Raw genomic sequence first — 21,475 nt, forward strand, 5'->3', positions numbered from 1 at the left:
GCTGAGTATGCTTGCAGCGGTACCTGAAACGGAGGGTGTAGTATGCCTTCTTTCAGCAAAGAACGAGGTAACACAACCATGGTCGCACGATGAGACAGGACATGTTCACCATCAGTGATCATTGATCGCGCGGAACCATATGCGCGGTCGGGAATAGGAGATATTGGTGCCCAAAGCACGCGTATATGAATTAGCCAAGCAGTTTGGTGTTGACAGCAAGACCGTCCTTGACAAGCTCAAGGAAATGGACGAGTTCGTGAAGTCGGCTTCGTCCACCGTTGAAGCGCCCGTAGTGCGCAAGCTCAAGGCTGCGTTCCAGCCTTCCGGAGAGAAGTCCGATAAGAGCACGCCGGCCAGGCCCCATGCCAAGCCGGCCCCGAAGCCGATGGCGAAGAAGCCGGCGAATTCCGGCGAAGCCCGTCCGGCCACCCCCCATCCCGCCCCGCATGTGCCGTCGGCTGCCAAGCCCGCGGCCCCGCACGCGCCGGCGGCTACTCCCAAGCCTCATGCCGCGGCACCGGCTCCGTCGCCGCGTTCCGCCCACGCTCCGACCCCCGGTGATCATCGCGGTGCCCGTCCCCGTCCGCAGGGCGGACGTGGCGCGGCTCCGCATCCCGGCGATCGTCGTGGCGCATCCCCGCAGAATCATGGCGGACGCCCGCAGCCGGGTCGTTCGCAGAACCCGCGTGGTCCGCGTCCCCACGGTGGCGTGCAGCCGGGCGGCAACGCCCCCGCCGGCGAGCAGCGTTCCTCCGCGGCCCCCACTCCGGGCCCGCGTCCGGGTAACAATCCGTTCAGCCGCAAGCAGGGCATGAGCGTGCCCACTCCGGGTGACATCCCGCGTCCGCATCCGATGGCCCGCCCCACGGTGAACAACAACCGTCGCGGCGGTCGTCCCGGTCAGGGCGGCGGCAGGCCGACTCCGGGTGCACGTCCGGGCCGCAACGGTCAGGGCAGGCCGAACCAGTGGGGCCACAGCCGTCCCGGTCAGGGTGCCGGCAATGGCGCTCCGCGTCCGGGCGGCAACCGTTTCGGCGGTGGCGCTCCGCGTCCGGGTGCCGGCAACGGCACGCCGACCAATGGTCCTCAGCAGGGTGGCGGTCGCGGCGGCCGCGGCGGCCGCGGCGGCCGCGGCGGTGCCGCAGGCGCATTCGGCCGTCAGGGCAGCCGTTCCTCCAAGGCGCGCAAGGCGCGTCGCGCAAGGAGGCATGAGTTCGAGGAGATGAAGGCACCCGTCATCGGCGGCGTGCGCATCCCCTCCGGCAACGGACAGACCATCAAGCTTCGTCAGGGCGCATCCCTGTCCGATCTGGCCGAGAAGATCAATGTCAACGCGGCATCCCTGGTCACCGTGCTGTTCCACCTGGGTGAGATGGCCACGGCCACGCAGTCGCTTGACGAATCCACGTTCCAGATTCTGGGCGAGGAGATCGGCTGGAACATCAAGATCGTCTCCGCCGAGGAAGAGGACAAGGAGCTGCTGCAGCAGTTCGACATCGACCTCGACGAGGAAGAGCTGCAGGACGACGAGGATCTCAAGCCGCGTCCGCCGGTGGTCACCGTCATGGGCCACGTCGATCACGGTAAGACCCGACTGCTCGACACGATCCGCAAGACCAACGTCATCGCAGGCGAGGCCGGCGGCATCACGCAGCGCATCGGTGCCTACCAGGTGTCCGTGGATCTGAACGGCGAGCGCCGCAAGCTCACGTTCCTCGATACCCCTGGCCACGAGGCGTTCACCGCCATGCGTGCCCGTGGTGCCGAGCTCACCGATGTCGCGATCCTCGTGGTCGCCGCCGACGACGGTGTGATGCCGCAGACCGTGGAGGCCATCAACCACGCTCAGGCCGCCAACGTGCCGATCGTGGTCGCCGTGAACAAGATCGATAAGCCGGGCGCCAACCCCGACAAGGTGCGCGGCCAGCTCACCGAGTTCGGTCTGGTGCCGGAGGAGTACGGCGGCGACACCATGTTCGTCGACATCTCCGCCAAGCAGAACATCAACGTGGACAAGCTCCTCGAAGCCGTGCTGCTGACCGCCGACGCCACGCTCGATCTGCGCGCCAACCCGGATATGGATGCCCGTGGCGCCACCGTGGAAGCCCGACTCGACAAGGGTCGCGGCGCCGTGGCGACCGTGCTCGTGCAGCAGGGTACGCTCCACGTGGGCGACGCCATCGTGGCCGGTACCTCGTACGGCCGCGTCCGCGCCATGCTCGACGAGAACGGCAAGCAGATGAAGGAAGCCGCGCCCTCCACCCCGGTGCAGGTGCTTGGTCTTACCTCCGTGCCGACCGCCGGTGACCTGTTCCTGGTCGCGCCGGACGATCGCACCGCCCGTCAGATCGCCGAGAAGCGTCAGGCGACCGAGCGCGCCGCCCAGCTGGCCAAGCGTCGCAAGGTCGTCTCGCTCGAGAGCCTCAAGGAGCAGTTCGCCAAGTCCGAGATCGACATGCTCAACATCGTCATCAAGGGCGATTCCTCCGGTTCCGTGGAGGCGCTGGAAGACTCCCTGATGAAGATCGAGGTGTCCGACGAGGTCGGCATCCAGGTCATCCACCGCGGCGTCGGCGCCATTACGCAGAACGACGTGAACCTGGCCACGGTCGACAAGGCCGTGATCATCGGCTTCAACGTGCGTCCGAACCGTCAGGTGGCCGACCTCGCCGAGCGCGAGGGCGTGGAGATCAAGTACTACTCGATCATCTACAAGGCCATCGAGGATGTCGAGGCGTCCCTCAAGGGCATGCTCAAGCCGGAATACGAGGAGGTCGTCACCTCCCACTCCGAGATCCGCGAGATCTTCCGCTCCTCCAAGTTCGGCAACATCGCCGGCGTCATGGTGCAGGACGGCGAGGTCAAGCGTGGAACGAAGTGCCGTATTCTGCGCAACGGCGTGGCCACGGTCAACGATCTGGAGATCTCCTCGCTGCGTCGTTTCAAGGACGACGTCACTTCCGTCAAGGAAGGCTACGAGGCCGGTATCAACCTGGGCAACTTCAACGACATCCAGGAGGGCGATATCATCGAGACCTTCGAAATGCGTGAGGTCGAGCGCCAGTAGTGTGTCATAGGCTCCCCTCCGGAGGGGAGCTGGCCGCCGGAGGCGGTCTGAGGGGAGGTCAAGCGTCGCCGACCATCGACGTTGAGACCTCCCCTCAGTCTGCTTTCGCAGACAGCTCCCCCTCCGGAGGGGAGTCGATTGTATCTGCTCATCAATAGTTCGTTTGAAAAATCCGTTATCGAGAAAGGGACATGATGTCCGGAACCAATCCTCGCGCAGTGCGCATCGCGGGACTGATCAAGCGCGTGGTCGCGCAGTCCCTCGAGCGTGAGCTGCATGACCCCCGTCTCTCCGGTGTCACCATCACCGACGTGCGCGTGACCAACGATATGCAGATCGCCCGCATCTTCTGGACCCAGCTGGGCGACGACGGCAAGGAAAAGGGGCAGCGCCGCCGTGCCGCCCAGGCCCTCAACCAGGCCAAGGGCCGTCTGCGTTCCCACGTGGGACACAAGGCCGGCCTGCGTCTGACCCCCGTGCTCGAGTTCAAGTATGATGACGTGCCGTCTGAGGCCACCGAGATCGAGGACATCCTCACCGTGGCGCTCAAGCGCGACGCTGAGCTCGCCAAGGCCCGTGAGAACGCGCAGTACGCCGGTGAGGCCGATCCGTACCGCCACGATGAGCCCGCGGCCGACGATGACGAGTTCGATGAGGACTCCGACGACGTCGATGCCGACGACGACTCCGAGGCCGAAACCCCCGAGGCCGACGCCCACTTCATGGCCTGACCCTAATCGCATAGGCTCCCCTCAGGGAGGGGAGCCGGTGGTTATCCACAACGAGCAAGAAGGATTGATATTGGCAGCGCGTTCTTCTAAGACCCCGGACGTGTCCGGCATTCTGGTGATCGACAAACCGCAGGGCGTGACCAGTCACGACGTGGTCGCCGCCGTGCGTGGCGCGCTGCACATGCGCCGCGTGGGCCATGCCGGCACGCTCGACCCGATGGCCACCGGCGTGCTGGTCGTCGGATTCGGATACGCCACGCGACTGCTCAACTACATCGTCGGCGCGGACAAGACGTACGAGGCCACGATCCGTCTCGGACAGCGCACCACGACCGACGATGCCGACGGCGACATCCTGCCGTGGGGGAGCGACGTTTCGCAGAGCGTCGCCACGGCGGACGATGCCGCGACCGTATCCGTCGACGAATCCACGGAAATCGATGACGAACCAGCCGATGACGAACCGACGCAGGATGAGGTCACCGCACGTCTGCACGCACTGACCCGTGAGACGGTCGAACGGACGATCGCCGAGCATTTCCTCGGCCGTATCGAACAGGTGCCCAGCACGTTCTCCGCGATCAAGATCCACGGTCAGCGCGCCTACGATCTGGCCCGTGAGGGCAAGGACGTGGAACTCGAAGCCCGTCCCATCACCATCCACGACTTCACCATCCTCGACTACGACGTGACTGCCTCTAATTCCTCCGTGCTCCCTCCAAGGGATGGAGCTGTCACGCCGACCGGCGTGACTGAGGGAGGGCTTGCCCCCTTCACCGAACGCAATACCCCTCACCTCGACCTCACCGTACGCGTCACCTGCTCCTCCGGCACCTACATCCGCGCCCTGGCCCGTGATCTTGGCCGCGCGCTCGGCGTCGGTGGCCATCTGACACGTCTGCGCCGCACCCGCGTGGGCTCCTTCGACGTCACCGCGACGACCGTGGTCACCGCGCACACGGAGAACCGCACCTTCACCAACCGCGACGGCGAGACCATCACCAGAGCCAAGGCGATTCTCGACGTTCCCGAAACGGCCGTGTCTGGCGAGACGGGAGACGTGGATCGTCGCACGGCCCTGCTCACCCGCATGATCGACATGCCGGCCGCCGCGCGCCTGACCATGCCGTGCCTCGACATCACCGGCGAGGAGGCACGGGAACTGCGCTTCGGACGTCGCATCGGGCACACGGTCAAGGAGCCCACCGCGGCCATCGCCGGCGACGATCTTGCCGCCATCGTCGAACGTGCCAACTCCCATCAGTCCAAGCCGACCGTCGTGTTCCCGGCTGCGTCGGCGGGGGAGTAGACGGCAAACGGACGACCACGGTCGGAAGGCCGCTGCCGAGCCGTTATCGTAAGCTTGAACATCGGAAAACAGGAAGTGCGTGAAACACGCAGCGTGAAATGTGCCACGTGAAACCAAAACATTGTGGGCACACGGCAATACGGAACGAGGAACCATGAAGATCACCACACTGATCCCCGACACCGAAGGCATGCTGGCATGGCCGCCGTTCGGACAGAACAAGCGAACCGTCGTGGCCGTCGGCAGCTTCGACGGCGTACACAAGGGGCATCAGGCGGTGCTTCGCCGTGCGGTCGACCTGGCCAAGAGCTACGGTGCCATCTCCGTGGCCATCGTATTCGACCCGCGTCCGTCCGTCGTGCACGAGTATGCGGCCTCCCATGACGGCCAGGAGCTGCCGAACGATCAGGAGTATCCGGACACCGACGCGCTGACCGGCATCGACCGTCGACTCAAGCTCATCGAAGCGACCGGCATCGAGCACGCGCTCGTGGTGCGCTACACGCTCGAGTTCGGCGCCAAGTCGTACCAGTATTTCCTCGGCCAGATGGTCGGCAAGATCGGCCTGCACACGCTGGTCATCGGCAAGGACGGTCGCATGGGCGCCGGACGGGCCGGCGACGTAAAGGCCATCGACTCGGTCGCCCAAGCCACGCGCATGTTCCAGGTGGATGTGGTCGACGATCGTGGCCCCGGCGAAGTGCGCATCCCCCTGGACGAGAACGCCTCGCCCGAAGCGGCCGCCGAGCTCGCCCGCGTGAACGATCCCGACTCCGGACTCACCAAGGCCGAACGTCGTGCGCTGAGCAAGAAGACACCGAACCGTCTGGTGCGCGCATGGAGTTCGTCGTACGTGCGGTTCCTGCTGTCGCAGGGCAGGGTGAAGGCCGCGTCGGATATTCTGGGCCGTCCGCACGCCGTTGAGGGCGTGGTGATCGGCGGCAAGCAGCGTGGCCGCACGCTCGGCTTCCCCACCGCGAACGTGGCCAAGGACGTGCACGGCTACATGCCCGCCGACGGCGTGTACGCCGGCTGGCTGATCGACACCGATCCGCAGACCGGCGAGGAGCGTCGCTACGCCTCCGCCATCTCCATCGGCACCAAGGAGACGTTCGACGAGCCCGAGGCGCGCGTGCTTGAGGCGTACGCGATCGCGCCCGTCGACGCCGACGGCAACGCGGAATGGCTGGATCTGTACGATCACACCGTGCGCGCCGAATTCGTGGAATTCCTGCGCCCGCAGGTGCATTTCGACTCCGCCGAGGCGCTGGTCGACGAGCTCAAGCGCAACGTGGAACAGACCAAGGCCATCTGCGCACAGGCCTGACGCCATTCGTGCAGGCTGCGAGCCGGTACTCGCAGGCCTGAACCGCATCATGCAGACCTAAACTAGTGTGATCACACTAACTGATTCCCAGTGTGATCACACTAACCGGGGGACGATCGCAGATCGGCGCATACACTGCATACACTGGTGCATGGGAATGAGATGGTACAGAACAAAGGAGTGCTGGCCATGAGCAATATCATCGTCGTCACCGGAGCATCGAGCGGCATGGGCCGCGAGTTCACGCATCAGATCGCCTACTGGGCGTCGGTCGGTCGTGTGGACGCCGATGAGATCTGGGTGATCGCCCGACGTCGTGAACGACTTGAGGAACTTGAGCATGCCGTGCCGGTTCCCGTCCGGCCGCTGGCATTGGACCTTACCGATCCCGACGACATCGATGCCTACTGTCAGCTGCTTGCCGAGGAGCGACCGAACATCACGATCCTCGCCAACTGTGCCGGATTCGGTGCGATGGACCACTTCGAAAACGTGCCGCTGCGGACGCATCTGAACATGGTCGACCTCAACATCAAGGCGCCCATCGCCATCACCACGCACAGTCTGCCATACATGCGCGCCGGCGCACGCGTGATGAACCTGTGCTCGATCAGCGGATTCCTGCCCTGCCCCTATATCAACGTGTACGCGGCCACCAAGGCGTTCATGGTCAGCTGGTCGCGCGCGCTCGGCCGGGAGCTCGCCCACCGGGGCATCAAGGTCACGGCGGCCTGCCCGTACTGGGTGCGCACCGAGTTCATCGCACGGGCGCAGGGGAGCGGGGGTGCTTGGGGCCGGGCTGGAGAGTCGGCCTCGTCGGCGTCCTCATCATCCTCATCATCCGGCGCACGGCCGTTCACCAACTTCCTCGGCATCATGGACGCGACCGCCGTGGTCAGGCGCATCATCAACGATATGTTCCTCGGGCGCGCGCTGTCGTTGCCGGGTCTTCCGGCCAAGGCCATCTTCGCCGCCTCGAAGCTGCTTCCGGTTCGCGCGCTCATGTGGTCCCAGCTGCGCCTCCAGCACCTCGACGGCTCGCCCCAGGGCCACGCATAGCATCGGTGTGCTCTCTCCGTGGGAGGGAGCTGGCCGGTCGTAGGACGGTCTGAGGGAGGGATTGCGTGGTATGAAGGTGCCTGATCCCTCCCTCTGTCATGACGTGCGTCATGACATCTCCCTCCCGTGGAGGGAGAACGCTGGGGTTGCGTGTGCTCCCTCCGTGGGAGGGAGCTGGCCGCCGAAGGCGGTCTGAGGGAGGGCGTGCGCTTCCACGCCGTATCTGGCTATCAAATCCAATCCGGTCTTCATCATTGGCCAATCTGCCATCATATCGTCATGCGTGCGTCACACAATCACGTGCGAAGGGAAACACGCAAACCTTAGAGTTTGAGCCGTACAGCAACGGTACGGCACCGCCATCCGACCATTCGCGGTCCATCTGCGATCGCGGTCGGGACAGCGCCATGACGATAAGGAGCATGAGATGAAGCTTGCGGAAACTGGACTCTCCCAGGACGAACTCAAGAGTCTCGTCAAGAAGTACATGATCGAAACCTACGAACGCTACGACTTCGTCGCCGAACGCGCCGAAGGCATGTACATCTACGACCCGGACGGCAACGCCTACCTTGATTTCTACGGCGGCATCGCCGTGAACAACGCCGGCAACTGCAACCCCAAGGTCGTGGCCGCCATCCGCGACCAGGTCGGCGACATCATGCACACGTTCAACTATCCGTACACCATCCCGCAGGCGCTGCTCGCCAAGAAGGTGTGCGACCTGTCCGGATTCGACAAGATCTTCTACCAGAACTCCGGCACCGAGGCCAACGAGGTGGCCATCAAGCTCGCCCGCAAGTACGGCATCGACCACTTCGGCCCGCACAAGTACGAGATCCTCTCCGCACTGCACTCCTTCCACGGCCGTACGTTCGGCGCCCTGGCCGCCACCGGCCAGCCCGGATCGCTCGCCCAAGACGGATTCGGCCAGATGACCCCGGGCTTCGCCTACGCCGAGTTCAACAACCTCGACGACTTCAAGGCCAAGATCACCGACAACACCATCGCCATCATGGTCGAACCCGTGCAGGGCGAGGGCGGCGTGCACCCGGCCACGCAGGAGTTCCTCGAAGGGCTGCGCAAGCTGTGCGACGACGAGGGCCTGCTGCTCATCTTCGACGAGGTGCAGACCGGCTGGGGGCGCACCGGCTCCCTGTTCGCATGGCAGGGCTACGGCGTGGAGCCCGACATCTTCACCCTGGCCAAGGGCCTCGGCGGCGGCGTCCCGATCGGCGCCATGGTCACCAAGGATCCGATCGCCGCGTCCCTGACCCCCGGCACGCACGGCACCACGTTCGGCGGTTCGCCGATGTGCACCGCCGCCGCGCTCGCCGAAGTCGACGAGATCGTCAGCCGCAAGCTGCCCGAGAACGCCGCCACGATCGGCAAGTACTTCATCGAAAAGGGCAAGAGCTTGCCGCACATCAAGGAAAGCCGCGGCCGCGGTCTGCTCGTCGGCTTCGAGTTCGACGGCACCGTCAATGCCGTGGACGTCAAGCATGCGGCGCTCAAGCGCGGACTGCTCACCACCGCCATCGGCGACAGCATCATCCGCTGCATTCCGCCGCTGATCGTCACCAAGAAGCAGGTGGATCAGGCCATCGAAATCCTCACCAACTCCGTGAACGCCGTCGCCGCAGGCAAAGAGTGACGTCGATCGTCGCATTGACCGCCATGCCGTGATCAAACGGATTCATATACGGGCTCTCCGCGGCCGTTCCCGACCGTAGAGAGCCCGCTTGTCTCCCCATCCGTGCCGGTCTATGCTGGAAACCGTGGCGACGACGCCGCAGATTGAAGGGACTATCATGCTCAAGTTTTCCGTACCGCAGAACATCATCGTCGACTATGGTGGCGTGAGCCGACTTGGCACCTACGCCGGCGAACTCAAGATGACGAACGCGCTGATCATCGCCGACCCGTTCCTGGCCGACGCGCCCCTCGCCAAGCAGGCCACCGACTCCCTCGACGAGGCCGGCATCAAACACGTCATGTTTACCGATGTGAAGCCCAACCCCACCGCGGTGTGCGTGGACGAGGCCGCCGCACTGTTCAAGGATCACGACTGCGACTCGATCATCGCCATCGGCGGCGGCTCGTCGCTCGACGTGGCCAAGGCCGTGGGCGTGGTCGCCAAGTTCGGCGGCGAGATCGGCGACTACGAGGGCATGAACACCGTGCCCGGCCCGATCGTGCCGTTCATCGCCATTCCCACCACCGCCGGCACCGGCAGCGAAGTCACCTCGTTCTCCGTAATTACCGACGAAGTGCGTAACTACAAGCTCACCGTCGGCAGCAAGCTCCTGCTGCCCGCCTACGCGATCCTCGACCCGGGCGTGCTCGCCACCGTCCCCGCCCGCGTGGCAGCCGCATGCGGCACCGACGCCATGGTGCACGCCATCGAATCGTTCACCAACACCGTGGACAGCACGTTCTCCGGCATGTACTCGCTCGAGGCGCTGCGCCTGATCGGCAAATACCTCAAGCGTTTCTACGCTCGCCGCGACGACGCCAAGGCTGCACGCGGCATGATGGTCGCCGCCACCATGGCCGGCATCGCGTTCGAATCCACCAGGCTCGGACTCGTGCACGCCATGAGCCACCCGATCTCCGCGTTCTTCCACGTGGCACACGGTGAGGCCAACGGCCTGCTACTGCCCAGCGTGCTCGAATTCAACGCGCTCGCGGACAAGGGCCAGTACGAGCTCATGCACGAGGCTCTGTTCCCCGACATCGAATACACCGACACCGACGACTTCGTCTACGAGATCCGTTCCCTGCTGGGTGCGATCGGCATTCCCGACACGCTCGAGGCGGCCGGCGTGGACCGTCCGGACTTCCTCGCCGTGGTGGACCGCATGACCCACGACGCCATGGCGTCCGGCAACATCGCCGTCAATCCGCGCGCCGTCACCCCGAAGGATGTGGAGGCGATCTACCGGGCGCTGTAGCCGAGGTGCTGCGGGCGCTGTAACCAGGGCGTTGCAGGCGTCCCGCGTCTCGTATAACGCCTCCGGGTGCGGGTACCATAGCGACCTATGCTGCAATCCGAAGCCCTCGCCATCCTCAACGCCGGCGCCAACGTGTTCCTCACCGGTGCGCCCGGTGCCGGCAAAACCTACGTGCTCAACGAGTTCGTCGCCGCGGCACGCAAGGCGGGAGCCTCGGTGGCGGTCACCGCATCCACCGGCATCGCCTCCACGCATATCAACGGCCAGACCATCCACTCGTGGAGCGGCGTCGGCGTGAGCACGTCCCTCGAGGAGGCCACGCTCAAACGCATCCGCACCCGCCGACGCAAGGCCATCGACGCCACCGACATTCTGGTGATCGACGAGGTGTCGATGATGCACGCCTGGCTGTTCGACATGGTCGACCGCGTCTGCCGCGAACTGCGCCGTGATCCGCGGCCGTTCGGTGGACTGCAGGTCGTGCTGTCCGGCGACTTCTTCCAGCTGCCGCCGGTCAGCCGTTCGGGGCGCAACAACGACGTGGTCGCACCCACCGAGGAGTTCCTGCGGTCACGCGAGGAATACGCGCGGCGCGGACTGGACCCGGAGGGGTTCGTCACCGAGTCGCTGGTGTGGGAGGCGCTCGCGCCCACGATCTGCTACCTGACCGAACAGCATCGTCAGGACGACGGCCAGCTGCTCACCGTGCTCACCGACATCCGCGATGGCGGCGTGACCGATGCCGACCGTGCCGTATTGGGCGGGCGCATCGGCATGATGCCCGAACCGGGCGTGGTGGCCACGAACCTGTTCCCCACAAACCGTCAGGCCGACGCGCTCAACGATCTGCGGCTGAACGAGATCGACGACGAACCGCACGGCTTCCTCGCCACGGCGGCCGGCAACGCGCAGCTGGTGGAACGGTTGAAGAAGAACATGCTCGCACCGGAACACCTGATCCTGAAAACCGGCGCCGCGGTGATGGCGCTGCGCAACGATGCGGACCGACAGTACGTGAACGGTTCGATCGGCACGGTGACCGGATTCGCCGACGAGAGCAAGGGTGGATGGCCGATCGTACGGTTCGAGAACGGCAATATCGTGACTATGAAGCCGGCCGACTGGGAGATGATGGACGGCGAGAAGGTGCTCGCATCCGTCAGCCAGGTGCCGTTGCGCTGCGCGTGGGGTATCACGATCCACAAGTCGCAGGGTATGACGCTCGACCGCGCCGTGATGGATCTGCGTCGTACGTTCGCGCCCGGCATGGGCTATGTGGCGCTGTCCCGAGTCGAGGCGCTCAACGGCCTGTACCTGCATGGCCTGAACGAGCGCGCGTTCCTTGTCTCGCCCGACGCCGTGATGCTCGACTCCCAACTGCGCGAAGCCTCCGACGATGCCGCCGCGCACCTGGCCGCCAACGGCCCGGACGCGTTCAGTCCGGCAGTGCTTCGGCGCATGGCCGCCGACTCCGACGACGAATTCGCCCAGGACGCCCTGTTCTGAAATCTCATCTGGGGGCGATGCCGGCCGGAGTGATGCCCTGATCCGTGCTTTCATGGCGGTAATGAACGGCTATCTGCCGTTTGTGAGGTCCTTCACGTGGGTCGAAAACACCTAACCTTGACTTGTGAGGTCCTTCTTCAAGTAGAGGCTGTCGTTTGCATTGCATTTTTCGATAGTTTGTTGGAGAAAGCTGTCTCAGTGGTTCTTGATTACGCTTCCTATGAAGCGAGTATGCCAAGCAAAGGACCTCATAAACGCTGGTTAGGTGTCTGCAGTGGTGCTGATCTGTAGCACAACTACGAGATAGGTCGTCGCAGCACCAAACGCGGTGCTGTTTTGCCCTTGCCTTGCTCCTGACTGATATGGTGAAAAATGAAGCTGTGCCTCTCGGCAGTCGCTACGCTGAAGAGGGGGAGGTGATTTCATGAAGGACGGGCATGACGAGGACGTCACCGAACCTGACACGGACGACGACCTCGATTCATTCGCACGTGAGTGGGAGAACGGCAGTGGTTTTTCCAATGACGATACTGATGACATGATCTCGGAAGGCCGGAACGCTGATTCCGCTGGCGTTGCAGGCGCAACTTCTGCCCGCCCCTGCCCCGTCACCGTCCCAAGCCGTTGCTCATCGCGTTTCTTGCCGTGTTCGCCGTGCTCGCGCTGATCGCCGGCGTCACGATCGCTCGTGGCGTGGCCGATTCCCGTGCGCAGGCGCATGCCGAAGCGTTGCGTTCCTGCCAGAGCGCGCAATCGAAATACGCCACCACGGTCACCACCTACACCGCCACCATGAAAGCCGCGCGTGAGCTCGGCAAGACCCCATCCGACGACGTGGCCAACACCAAACTGCTCGATACGCTCAACGATCTCGCCGGCACCAACGACAGCTCCGTGATCGGCCTGGACCTCAATGCGCTCAACGAAAGCCAATGCTCGGGCAGCGCCGGCACCGACGACCTCAATACCCTCGCCGGCTCGTTCAATGACGCCATCACGCCCATGTTCAAACGCACCGGCGAAGTGCAGTACGCAGCCGACAACGTGAAGGCCAGCATTGAGGATCAGAAGTCCGTCAACGTGCGGACGCGGTTGTCGTATCTCATATCCATTGCGCAGACCGTGCTCGACGTGTCGGCGGGCAAGGTCGACGAATCGTTGCGCACCACGCTGTCCGGCGCGATCGACACGGCCACGGCATTGCAGAAGACCAACAACTTGACCGCTGAATCCACCAAGGACGCGATGGCCGATCTGCAATCCGCCACCGACGCCGTGCGCGACGCGATGCCGCTCGACTGCCGACTGAACAAATGCGTGGCGCTCACCTTCGACGACGGACCGGACAAAACGAACACGCCCAAGGTACTTGACGTGCTCAACAAGGCCGGCGTGCCAGCCACGTTCTTCGTGCAAGGGCAGAACATTACCGGCAGCAACGTGGACCTGCTCAAACGAACAGCCGCGGAAGGCCATGAGATCGGCAGCATGTCGTGGTCGCATACGCAGTTGCATGCGCTGTCGGCCGGCGATCTGAAAACCAGCCTTGACAAGACTTCCGATGCGATCGAGAACGCGATCGGCAGTCGGCCGACGCTTCTGAGAGCGCCGGACGGCGCATGGAGCGATGCCGTGCTCAGCCAGGCCAAGGCCGATGGCATGAGTCTGGTGCTGTGGAACATCGATTCGCAGGATTGGAAGAGTCGTGACGCCGACGCCACCGTGAAGCAGGTGGTGGATACCACGTTGAGTGGATCCATCGTCGATCTGCACGATACGTATGGCAGCACGGCCAAGGCGATCCCGCGGATCGTGAAACAGCTGCAGGATCAGGGATATCATTTCGTAACCGTGAGCAAGCTGCTCGAGGGCGGCGCCCGGCCCGGCGAGATCTACTACTCTGCCGGAGATTCCGACGCCTACGCCGGCGGGGTGCTTGCGGATCGGTAGGTTCGTCTTGCGTGCGCTCTGCTTTTGCGAGAGTGATGGACGGTTCGAGGGAGGGGTGGGCTTGACGATGGCTGGTTCCCTCCCTCTGTCATGACGTTCGCCATGACATCTCCTTCCCTCGGAGGGAGAATGTGGGGGGTGGGTGTGATGGTTAGCGGAGTTGTGAGATTCTGGTGACTAGGGTTTTCGCAGCGCCCAGACTGCGTTCGTAGCGGTCCGCGATCGTTACGAGCAGTATGCCGCCGACCGCCAGCCATACCCACCAGAACGCCAGCGAGAACATGACGATCCACGACCACAGCAATACGATCACGTGCAGAATCAGCGTTGCCGTGCCGGCGATGAGCGGCGCCTGCCAGCTGAGTAACGCCCCCGCGATCAGCACAGCCAGCGCGATTACGAACAGCAGGATCTCCCGCACCGGGAACGTGTGGCCGGGACTGGCCGGTGTCATGCCTCCGGGCAGTGTTCCGTACACGATCTGGTCGCGCGCCCACCGTTCATTCCACGAGACGAGCAGCATCGGCGCGAGCAGCGTCGTCAGGCCGGGCCAGAGCGCGGGCCAGCTGCGCAGTGCGGGACGTCGTCTCATCCACATCGATCCGATCACGAGCGCCGCCACGCCGAACAACGCAGCAGGCACGTCCGGCGGCAGCGGGCGGTAGTCGTTCGTCAACGACAGTCCCATCATGCCCACGCCCATCATCGACGTGATGATGGTGAGGATCCAACGGTTCGCGTCGGCGATCGTGGTGCGCGCGCGTTGCCGGGACCGCGAATCCGGCATCGACTGAGCGCCCGGCGTCGGCGGAACAGGTGTCACAGGCTGTGGATTGTGTTCCGATTGGGTGACGGGGATCGGCACGACCGGAGACATTGGACGTTCCGAAGGCGTCGGACGAACGGCCTGTGGACCAGCGGCTGTGCGAATCCACATCAGTGTGGCGATGATCATCGGAACCGCGTAGGCGGCCAGTGACGTGGCCGCCGCGTACCGCACATGGTTCGGGTTTGCGAAATCACCGAGACCTATCACCATCAGAATGAAGGACGATTCCAATGTCATGAGCAGCCGTTCCGCATCCGGCAGCCGCGACGCGGGCAGCAGATACGCCGCGACGAGCACGACGGCCATCAGCGTGATGACCGTCAGGCTCTGCCCGGTGCGACCGAGCAGACTGGTGCTGCCGATCATGGCCAATGCCGGAGGCGTCAGCAGACTGGCGGCCAGGGAATACGCGCGGGTGGGAGTCGCCCGTTTCGCCGTCGCCAGACTGAGTGCCATGGCGATCGCGGCGACCATGAGCAGCATCAGTCCGGTGACCAGATCCCGCAGATGCAGTCGGGGTATCGGCCCGAGTTTGCTGGCCAGTACGCTTGCAGTGGTTAATGCGAAAAACGATGCCCAGGCCACGCCCTCCGCGGTGACGCGTGTTTTGCCGCCGATCGCGGCGGATACGGCGAGGCCGATGAATCCGGTGACGGCGATGCAGATCGTGCGCGCGGCGTTGCCGAACAATGGATAGGTGAGGAATGCGAACACGGATACGGCGAGTCCGATGAGTCCGACGCCGAGCACCAGCAGCAGAACCTGCACGGCGGACGCGCGGGAACGTCTGGGGACTGTTGCGGCAGTTCGGCCGTTCGTTGGGGATTGCGAGAACGCGGTCGGGGTCTGTGGCTGGAAGCCGAGAAGCTGCGGTCCGAAGGGGTGAGGTCCTAGAGGTTGCGGGGGATCGGGAAAGGCTTGAGGCGACGGTGCGGCATATTCTGCTGTTGGTTGCGGTTGCGGCTGTGTCAGTTGCGGTTGCGTCGACATCGGCGTGGGCTGCGTGGGCTGCGTGGGCTGCGCGGGCGGCGTCGCCGGGGGAACCGCTGCCGTCTGCGGAACGGTCGGGCCCACAGGCGTCGTTCGCGTCACCGCGGTCGTCGTCGACGAACGGATCTCGTCGATGAGCCGCGCCCGTTCGTCGAGCAGATCGGCCGCCGAACGACTCAGTTCCAGCACCGTGGCGCAGCGCGGATCCTCAAGATCAAGTCCGGTCGGCGTGAACCGTCCGCGAATCGGCGAGAAGTCGTCGGGATTCAATGTGGAGTCGCGCAGTTGCGCGGTGCTGACGGGCCACGCGATCGGTTGTGACGGAGTGGACGGATGAAATTCGGGGACCGGGTCGGGCATGGGTGCCTCCTTCGTCCCCTCCATTGTGTCCACAACATCGTCGTCATGACAAGGTCGACGTCGATATTGCGCCGTCGTCACGACGGAAATCCGCGCCGTGAATGATGTCCGTGAAACCGAATACCTTGGAACACATGACTTCCAATACCCTTCGTATGTCTACTCTGTTCCTGCGCACGCTGCGCGAGGACCCCGCCGACGCGGACGTCGATTCCGCGAAACTGCTGCAGCGAGCCGGCTATATCCGCAAGGCCGCCCCCGGCATCTGGACCTGGCTGCCGCTGGGTCTGAAGGTCCTCAACAAGATCGAGGCGATCATCCGCGAAGAGATGGCCAGCATCGACGCCCAGGAGGTGCACTTCCCCGCACTGCTGCCGCGCGAACCGTACGAGGCCACCCACCGCTGGGAGGAGTACGGCGACAACATCTTCCGTCTGAAGGACCGTCATCAGGCCGACTACCTGCTCGCGCCGACGCACGAGGAGATGTTCACCCTGCTGGTCAAGGACATGTACTCCTCGTACAAGGACCTGCCCGTCACCCTGTACCAGATCCAGACCAAGTACCGCGACGAGTTCCGTCCGCGCGCCGGCCTGATCCGCGGCCGTGAGTTCGTGATGAAGGACGCCTACTCGTTCAGCATCGACGAGGAGGGCCTGAAGAAGGCGTATTACGACGAGCGCGGCGCCTACGAGCGCGTTTTCCAGCGTCTCGACCTCAAGTACGTGCCCGTGTTCGCCATGTCCGGCCCGATGGGCGGCTCCGCATCCGAGGAGTTCCTTGCCCCCATGCCGATCGGCGAGGACACGTTCGCGCTCGCCCCGTCCGGCAAGGCCTGGAACGTTGAGGCTCTGCACACGCCCGAACTGCCGGAGATCGACTGCTCCAACACCCCCGCCGCCGAGAAGCGCGCGACGCCCGATGCCAAGACCATCGACAAGATGATCGAGCGCGGCAACGCCGACAAGCCGCGCGACGACGGCCGTGAATGGCAGGCTTCCGACATTCTCAAGAACGTGGTCATCGCCGTCAAGCACGCCGAGGACGCGGATCATGACGAGCCGTGGCGCGAGGTGATCGTGGTCGGCGTTCCCGGCGACCGCACCGTGGATATGAAGCGTCTCGAGGCGCAGTTCGCCCCGGCCGAGCTCGAGGAGGCCACCGAGGAGGATCTCAAGAAGCATCCGGAACTGGTTCCCGGCTACATCGGACCGATGGTCCTGGGCCCGCAGGCCAAGGACGCCGGCGTGGAGGATCCGATCCGCTACTTCGTGGACGCCCACGTGGTCAAGGGCTCCGCATGGTTCACCGGCGCCGACGAGAACGAGGTCGACTACTACAACCTCGTGTACGGCCGCGACTTCCAGGCTGACGGCACCGTGGAAGCCGTCGAGGTCCGTCACGGCGACATGAGCCCGGATGGCTCCGGCCCGCTGAGCTTCGAGCGCGGCGTGGAGATCGGCCAGGTGTTCCAGCTGGGTCTCAAGTACTCCAAGGCGCTGGACCTCAAGGTGCTCGATCAGAACGGCAAGGCCGTGCCGGTGTGGATGGGCTGCTACGGCATCGGCGTCTCCCGCGTGCTGGCCTGCATCGCCGAAACGCATCACGACGAGCGCGGTCTGGCCTGGCCGACCGTGATCGCCCCCGCCCAGGTGCATGTGGTGGCCACCGGCAAGAACGCCGAGGCGTTCGAGGCCGCCGAGAAGCTGGTCGCCGAGCTGGAGGAGCGCGGTCTCGAGGTCATCTACGACGATCGCAAGAAGGTCTCCCCGGGCGTGAAGTTCAAGGATGCCGAGCTCATCGGCGTTCCGGTGATCGCCGTGGCCGGTCGTGACACCGTGAACAACGGTACGATCGAAGTGCGCGACCGCAACGGCGAGAACAACGTCGCCGTGCCGGTGGCCGAGGCCGCCGACGCCATCGCCGACCGCGTCAAGGCGCTGCTCGCCTGATCCGGTAGCGGCTGACCGCCGATAGGCGCAGAACGATAGGCGCAGAAAGGGACCGACCGCATCTTCGCGGCCGGTCCCTTGTTTTTCTTCTCTGTGCCGGTCAGGTCATTATGTCCTAGACCCCAACTGGGGCTGGCTCGGATTCGGGGGAGGAGACAGGCGGTTGTGGCTGGGCCGGATACACCTGACCTCCGCTTTGCCCGGCGCTTGGATTCGGCCAGCCGCCGTTGCCTTCGAAACCGGTGAACTCGTCGTTGCCGTCACCCATGGTCGGAGTGTTGTACGGATCGACGCCGATCCTGCCGTTCCCGTTGCCGACGTTGGGCGATCCGTTCGGTGCGGATGCGCCATCCGGGCCGTTGCCGTCCCCGTTGCGGGGGCCGGGCCAGCCGCCATCCCCTCCTCCCGTCTGATATCCGCCGCCGTTGCCGGGATTCCTGACGAACATTGATCGGCCCTTGGTCAGATCATGCCCCACGGTGGCGGCCTCGATGACCAGATTGGTGCGCGTCATCCCGTCGCGCTCCCATTCCTCGGTGGCCAATGTGCCCGATACGATCACCGCGTCTCCTTTATGCAGTGATTGCATCGCGTTCAATGCCAGCGAGCGGAAGGCCTTGACGGTGATCCACGTCGTGGTGGCCTCCTGCCACGCGTTGGTTCTTCGATTCCAAAACGAACGGGTGGACGCCAGGCGAAAGGAGCACGCCGGCGTGCCTCCCTCCTGGCCGAATCGGGTCGGGTCCGCGCCCACGTTGCCGGTGATGGTGATCTGCGATTGTGCCATGGCTGATGCCCCTTTCCTTATTTCCGCATCGGCTGCGTCGTCTGCACTGACGTCGATGCACGTTGGCCCGTCACCGCAGCGGAGCAGGATTCATGGGCGTGAATCGGCGTGTGCTTGATTGGCATGTGCCTGGTTGGGAGGGAGGATCGCCCATGATTCCGGTCACCGCAGCAACGGTGATATCCACTGTGCGTCAGATGTGCGTGAAAAGGGAAGTGTTGTGGGGAATGTGCGCCAATGTGCCCCACCGTCGGGGAAAATGTGGATAACTTCCGTCATCCGCGTGCATGGCCTGATTCCCGTGTGCTCCCTCCGTGGGAGGGAGCTGGCGCGCGGTAGCGCGTCTGAGGGAGGGATCGCGTTCCATAAGGGTGCTGGATCCCTCCCTCTGTCACGGCCCGGCCGTGACATCTCCCTCCTTTGGAGGGAGAACGAAGGGGTTGGCGCGAACTACCAGATGCGGACGCGCTGGTCGGGAGCCAGCCACATCTTGTTGTTCTCGGTCACACCGAACGCCTTGTAGAACAGGTCCACGTTGCGCACGATGCCGTTCGTACGGAACTCGGCGGGGGAGTGCGGGTCGATCTGCAGATACTGTTCGGCCAGCTCGTCACGGTTCTTGCCACGCCAGATCGACGCATACGACAGGAAGAACCGCTGCGCGCCCGTGAATCCGTCGATCACCGGTGCCTTCTCCAGCGCCTTGGACACGGCCTCGGTCGAACCGTTCGGCGCGCCCAGCGAGATCGCGTACGCCTTGATGGCGATGTTCACGCCGCCAAGATCGCCGATGTTCTCGCCGATCGTCAGCGCGCCGTTCACATGCGGCGCCTTTTCCGGATGGCCGGCGGCCTCGTACTTCTCGGCCAGCTGCGCGGGAACGAATCCGTTGTACTGTTCGATCAGCGCCTTGGTACGGTTCTCGAAGTTCGCGCGATCCTCGGCCGTCCACCAGTCGTGCAGCTTGCCGTCGCCGTCGTACTTGCTGCCCTGATCGTCGAATCCGTGACCGATCTCATGGCCGATCACCGCGCCGATGCCACCGTAGTTGGCCGCATCCTCGGCGTTCGGATCGAAGAACGGCGGCTGCAGGATCGCCGCGGGGAACACGATCACGTTCATCGTCGGCTCATAGTAGGCGTTCACCGTCTGCGGGTTCATCAGCCACTCGTCCTTGTCCACGGCCTTGCCGGCCTTCGACAGCTGATAGCCTGCCTCGTAACGGAACGCGTTGCGCAGGCTCTCGACCAGCGACAGGTCGTCGGACACGCTCAGCGCACCGTAGTCGCGCCAGTGGTTCGTGTAGCCGATCTTCGGGGAGAACTTCGACAGCTTCTCCAGCGCCTTGCCCTTGGTCTCCTCGCCCAGCCAGTCGCTCGCCTGGATCGACGCGCGGTAGGCGCTGATCAGATTGGCGACCAGCTCTTCCATACGCTGCTTCGACGAATCAGGGAAGTGACGGCGCACGTACTCGCGGCCCACGTCCTCGCCGCTGATGCCGTTGACCAGCGACACCGCGCGCTTCCAACGGTCGCGCTGCTTGGTGGTGCCGGAAAGCACCTTGCCATAGAAGTCGAAACGAGCCTGATCGAACTCGTGGCTCAGATAGCCGGCCCAGCCGATCAGCAGGTGCACGCGCGCCCACAGCTTCAGATCGTCGAGATCGGTCTCCGCCCAGAAGCGGTTGATACCCGTCAGGAAGCTCGGCTCATGCACGATCGTCTTGGCGAGCACGGCATGCATGTCGATCGGCAGCAGACCGGCGGCCACCGTCTGATCGTAGGCGGTCTGCCACGCCTGCGCCCACGCCTCGATGTCGAAGTCGGCGAGCGTGGACTTCAGATCCGCGTAATCGGTGGGGTTGTAGGTCTTGTCCTCGTCGCGCGTGGCCACCACGTCCCAGTGATGGCGGGCGATGCGCTTCTCCACGTCGAGGAAGCGCTCGGCCAGGCGGCTCGCCTCGTCGCCGGTGGCTGCGTACTTGGAAAGCTGCAGCAGATTCGCCACCATGTCCACGTAGGCGGCGCGCACCTGCTCGTAACGGTCCTCGCGGTAGTACGCCTCGTCGGGCAGTGCCAGACCGGCCTGTTCGATGTGCGCCACGTTCACATCCGGGTCGCCCGGGTTCGGGTAGACCATGAGCCCGATCAGATCCGGGCCGCCCGCCGGGTTGAGCGCACCGAGCACACGGGTAAGCGAGGCCTTGTCGGAGGCGGAATCCACGGCATCCAGATCAGGGCGAAGCGGTTCGATGCCCGCCGCATCGATCGCATCCTGATTCAGGAACGAACGGTAGAGCACCGCCGACTTGATCGCCGGACTGTCCTCATCCTCGAGAATGTCACGAACATCCCTTTCCGCGTTCTCGGCGAGCTTGTCGAACGCACCGAACCGCGCACGATCCTCGGGAAGCGAATACGTGTCGATCCACGGGCCGTTGACGTAGCGGAAGAAATCATCGGAAGGCTTGATCACGGAAGAGAACGATGCCGGATCGATGCCGGAAATAAGCGTGTCTGTCATGATTCCAGAGTAACGATCCGGCCATACTTATGGCCGTGATATTCCGCATGGCTAATGTTTCACACGACGTTTTGTGCGATCGATCGCAGGCGGCTGCCGACCTGAGAACGGTTATCAACGCATGCCGAGAC

At 64.3% G+C, this 21,475-nt stretch carries 13 protein-coding genes; 10 read left to right on the top strand and 3 right to left on the bottom strand.

Annotation, left to right across the window (positions count from 1 at the left end):
• Positions 1-166 precede the first annotated feature (166 nt).
• The 9 genes from infB to D2E23_RS07975 all read left to right on the top strand — a co-directional run bounded on the left by infB (position 167) and on the right by D2E23_RS07975 (position 13,903).
• A complete protein-coding gene (gene infB, locus D2E23_RS07935) occupies positions 167-3,067 on the top strand; it encodes a translation initiation factor IF-2 (RefSeq protein WP_126030380.1) in 2,901 nt (966 codons plus the stop codon).
• Between the two features lie 194 nt (positions 3,068-3,261).
• Complete coding sequence (gene rbfA, locus D2E23_RS07940) at positions 3,262-3,798, top strand: 30S ribosome-binding factor RbfA (protein WP_126030415.1); 537 nt, start codon at positions 3,262-3,264, stop codon at positions 3,796-3,798.
• Positions 3,799-3,868: 70 nt separating this feature from the next.
• Positions 3,869-5,107, top strand: coding sequence for a tRNA pseudouridine synthase B (locus D2E23_RS07945; RefSeq protein ID WP_241227254.1), 1,239 nt, complete (start codon positions 3,869-3,871; stop codon positions 5,105-5,107).
• Between the two features lie 154 nt (positions 5,108-5,261).
• On the top strand, positions 5,262-6,434 hold the full coding sequence (gene ribF, locus D2E23_RS07950) for a bifunctional riboflavin kinase/FMN adenylyltransferase (RefSeq protein ID WP_126030382.1): 1,173 nt from the start codon (positions 5,262-5,264) through the stop codon (positions 6,432-6,434).
• A 189-nt stretch (positions 6,435-6,623) separates the two neighbouring features.
• On the top strand, positions 6,624-7,493 hold the full coding sequence (locus D2E23_RS07955; RefSeq protein WP_164520737.1) for an SDR family NAD(P)-dependent oxidoreductase: 870 nt from the start codon (positions 6,624-6,626) through the stop codon (positions 7,491-7,493).
• Between the two features lie 427 nt (positions 7,494-7,920).
• Positions 7,921-9,147 (top strand): aspartate aminotransferase family protein, encoded by a 1,227-nt coding sequence (locus D2E23_RS07960; protein WP_126030384.1) that lies wholly within the window; start codon positions 7,921-7,923, stop codon positions 9,145-9,147.
• Positions 9,148-9,304: 157 nt separating this feature from the next.
• Complete coding sequence (locus tag D2E23_RS07965; protein ID WP_126030385.1) at positions 9,305-10,447, top strand: iron-containing alcohol dehydrogenase family protein; 1,143 nt, start codon at positions 9,305-9,307, stop codon at positions 10,445-10,447.
• Between the two features lie 87 nt (positions 10,448-10,534).
• Entirely contained in the window at positions 10,535-11,953 is a 1,419-nt protein-coding gene (locus D2E23_RS07970; RefSeq protein WP_126030386.1) for a DEAD/DEAH box helicase, read from the top strand.
• 624 nt (positions 11,954-12,577) lie between these two features.
• Positions 12,578-13,903: a polysaccharide deacetylase family protein gene (locus tag D2E23_RS07975; protein ID WP_126030387.1), complete on the top strand. Its 1,326-nt coding sequence runs from the start codon at positions 12,578-12,580 to the stop codon at positions 13,901-13,903.
• A 151-nt stretch (positions 13,904-14,054) separates the two neighbouring features.
• Here D2E23_RS07975 and D2E23_RS11615 read toward each other — a convergent pair whose 3' ends face one another.
• Positions 14,055-16,082, bottom strand: a complete 2,028-nt coding sequence (locus D2E23_RS11615) for an SCO7613 C-terminal domain-containing membrane protein (protein WP_164520738.1) — start codon at positions 16,080-16,082, stop codon at positions 14,055-14,057.
• 134 nt (positions 16,083-16,216) lie between these two features.
• Here D2E23_RS11615 and D2E23_RS07985 point away from each other — a divergent pair, with 134 nt between their 5' ends.
• Positions 16,217-18,034, top strand: a complete 1,818-nt coding sequence (locus D2E23_RS07985; protein WP_164520739.1) for a proline--tRNA ligase — start codon at positions 16,217-16,219, stop codon at positions 18,032-18,034.
• A gap of 115 nt (positions 18,035-18,149) precedes the next feature.
• Here the strand turns inward: D2E23_RS07985 and D2E23_RS07990 are convergent, their stop codons facing one another.
• A complete protein-coding gene (locus D2E23_RS07990) occupies positions 18,150-18,821 on the bottom strand; it encodes a single-stranded DNA-binding protein (RefSeq protein WP_126030388.1) in 672 nt (223 codons plus the stop codon).
• 450 nt (positions 18,822-19,271) lie between these two features.
• On the bottom strand, positions 19,272-21,344 hold the full coding sequence (locus D2E23_RS07995; RefSeq protein ID WP_126030389.1) for a M13 family metallopeptidase: 2,073 nt from the start codon (positions 21,342-21,344) through the stop codon (positions 19,272-19,274).
• Positions 21,345-21,475: the final 131 nt, after the last annotated feature.

Origin of the sequence: Bifidobacterium callimiconis, assembly GCF_003952005.1 — a bacterium.
Lineage (GTDB): Bacteria > Actinomycetota > Actinomycetes > Actinomycetales > Bifidobacteriaceae > Galliscardovia > Galliscardovia callimiconis.

Bases quoted from the DNA above. Each gene is read 5' to 3' on its own strand.
- rbfA (WP_126030415.1), top strand. From the start codon at position 3,262: ATGTCCGGAACCAATCCTCGCGCAGTGCGCATCGCGGGACTGATCAAG.
- ribF (WP_126030382.1), top strand. From the start codon at position 5,262: ATGAAGATCACCACACTGATCCCCGACACCGAAGGCATGCTGGCATGG.
- D2E23_RS07955 (WP_164520737.1), top strand. From the start codon at position 6,624: ATGAGCAATATCATCGTCGTCACCGGAGCATCGAGCGGCATGGGCCGC.
- D2E23_RS07960 (WP_126030384.1), top strand. From the start codon at position 7,921: ATGAAGCTTGCGGAAACTGGACTCTCCCAGGACGAACTCAAGAGTCTC.
- D2E23_RS07965 (WP_126030385.1), top strand. From the start codon at position 9,305: ATGCTCAAGTTTTCCGTACCGCAGAACATCATCGTCGACTATGGTGGC.
- D2E23_RS07970 (WP_126030386.1), top strand. From the start codon at position 10,535: ATGCTGCAATCCGAAGCCCTCGCCATCCTCAACGCCGGCGCCAACGTG.
- D2E23_RS11615 (WP_164520738.1), bottom strand. From the start codon at position 16,082: ATGCCCGACCCGGTCCCCGAATTTCATCCGTCCACTCCGTCACAACCG.
- D2E23_RS07985 (WP_164520739.1), top strand. From the start codon at position 16,217: ATGACTTCCAATACCCTTCGTATGTCTACTCTGTTCCTGCGCACGCTG.
- D2E23_RS07990 (WP_126030388.1), bottom strand. From the start codon at position 18,821: ATGGCACAATCGCAGATCACCATCACCGGCAACGTGGGCGCGGACCCG.
- D2E23_RS07995 (WP_126030389.1), bottom strand. From the start codon at position 21,344: ATGACAGACACGCTTATTTCCGGCATCGATCCGGCATCGTTCTCTTCC.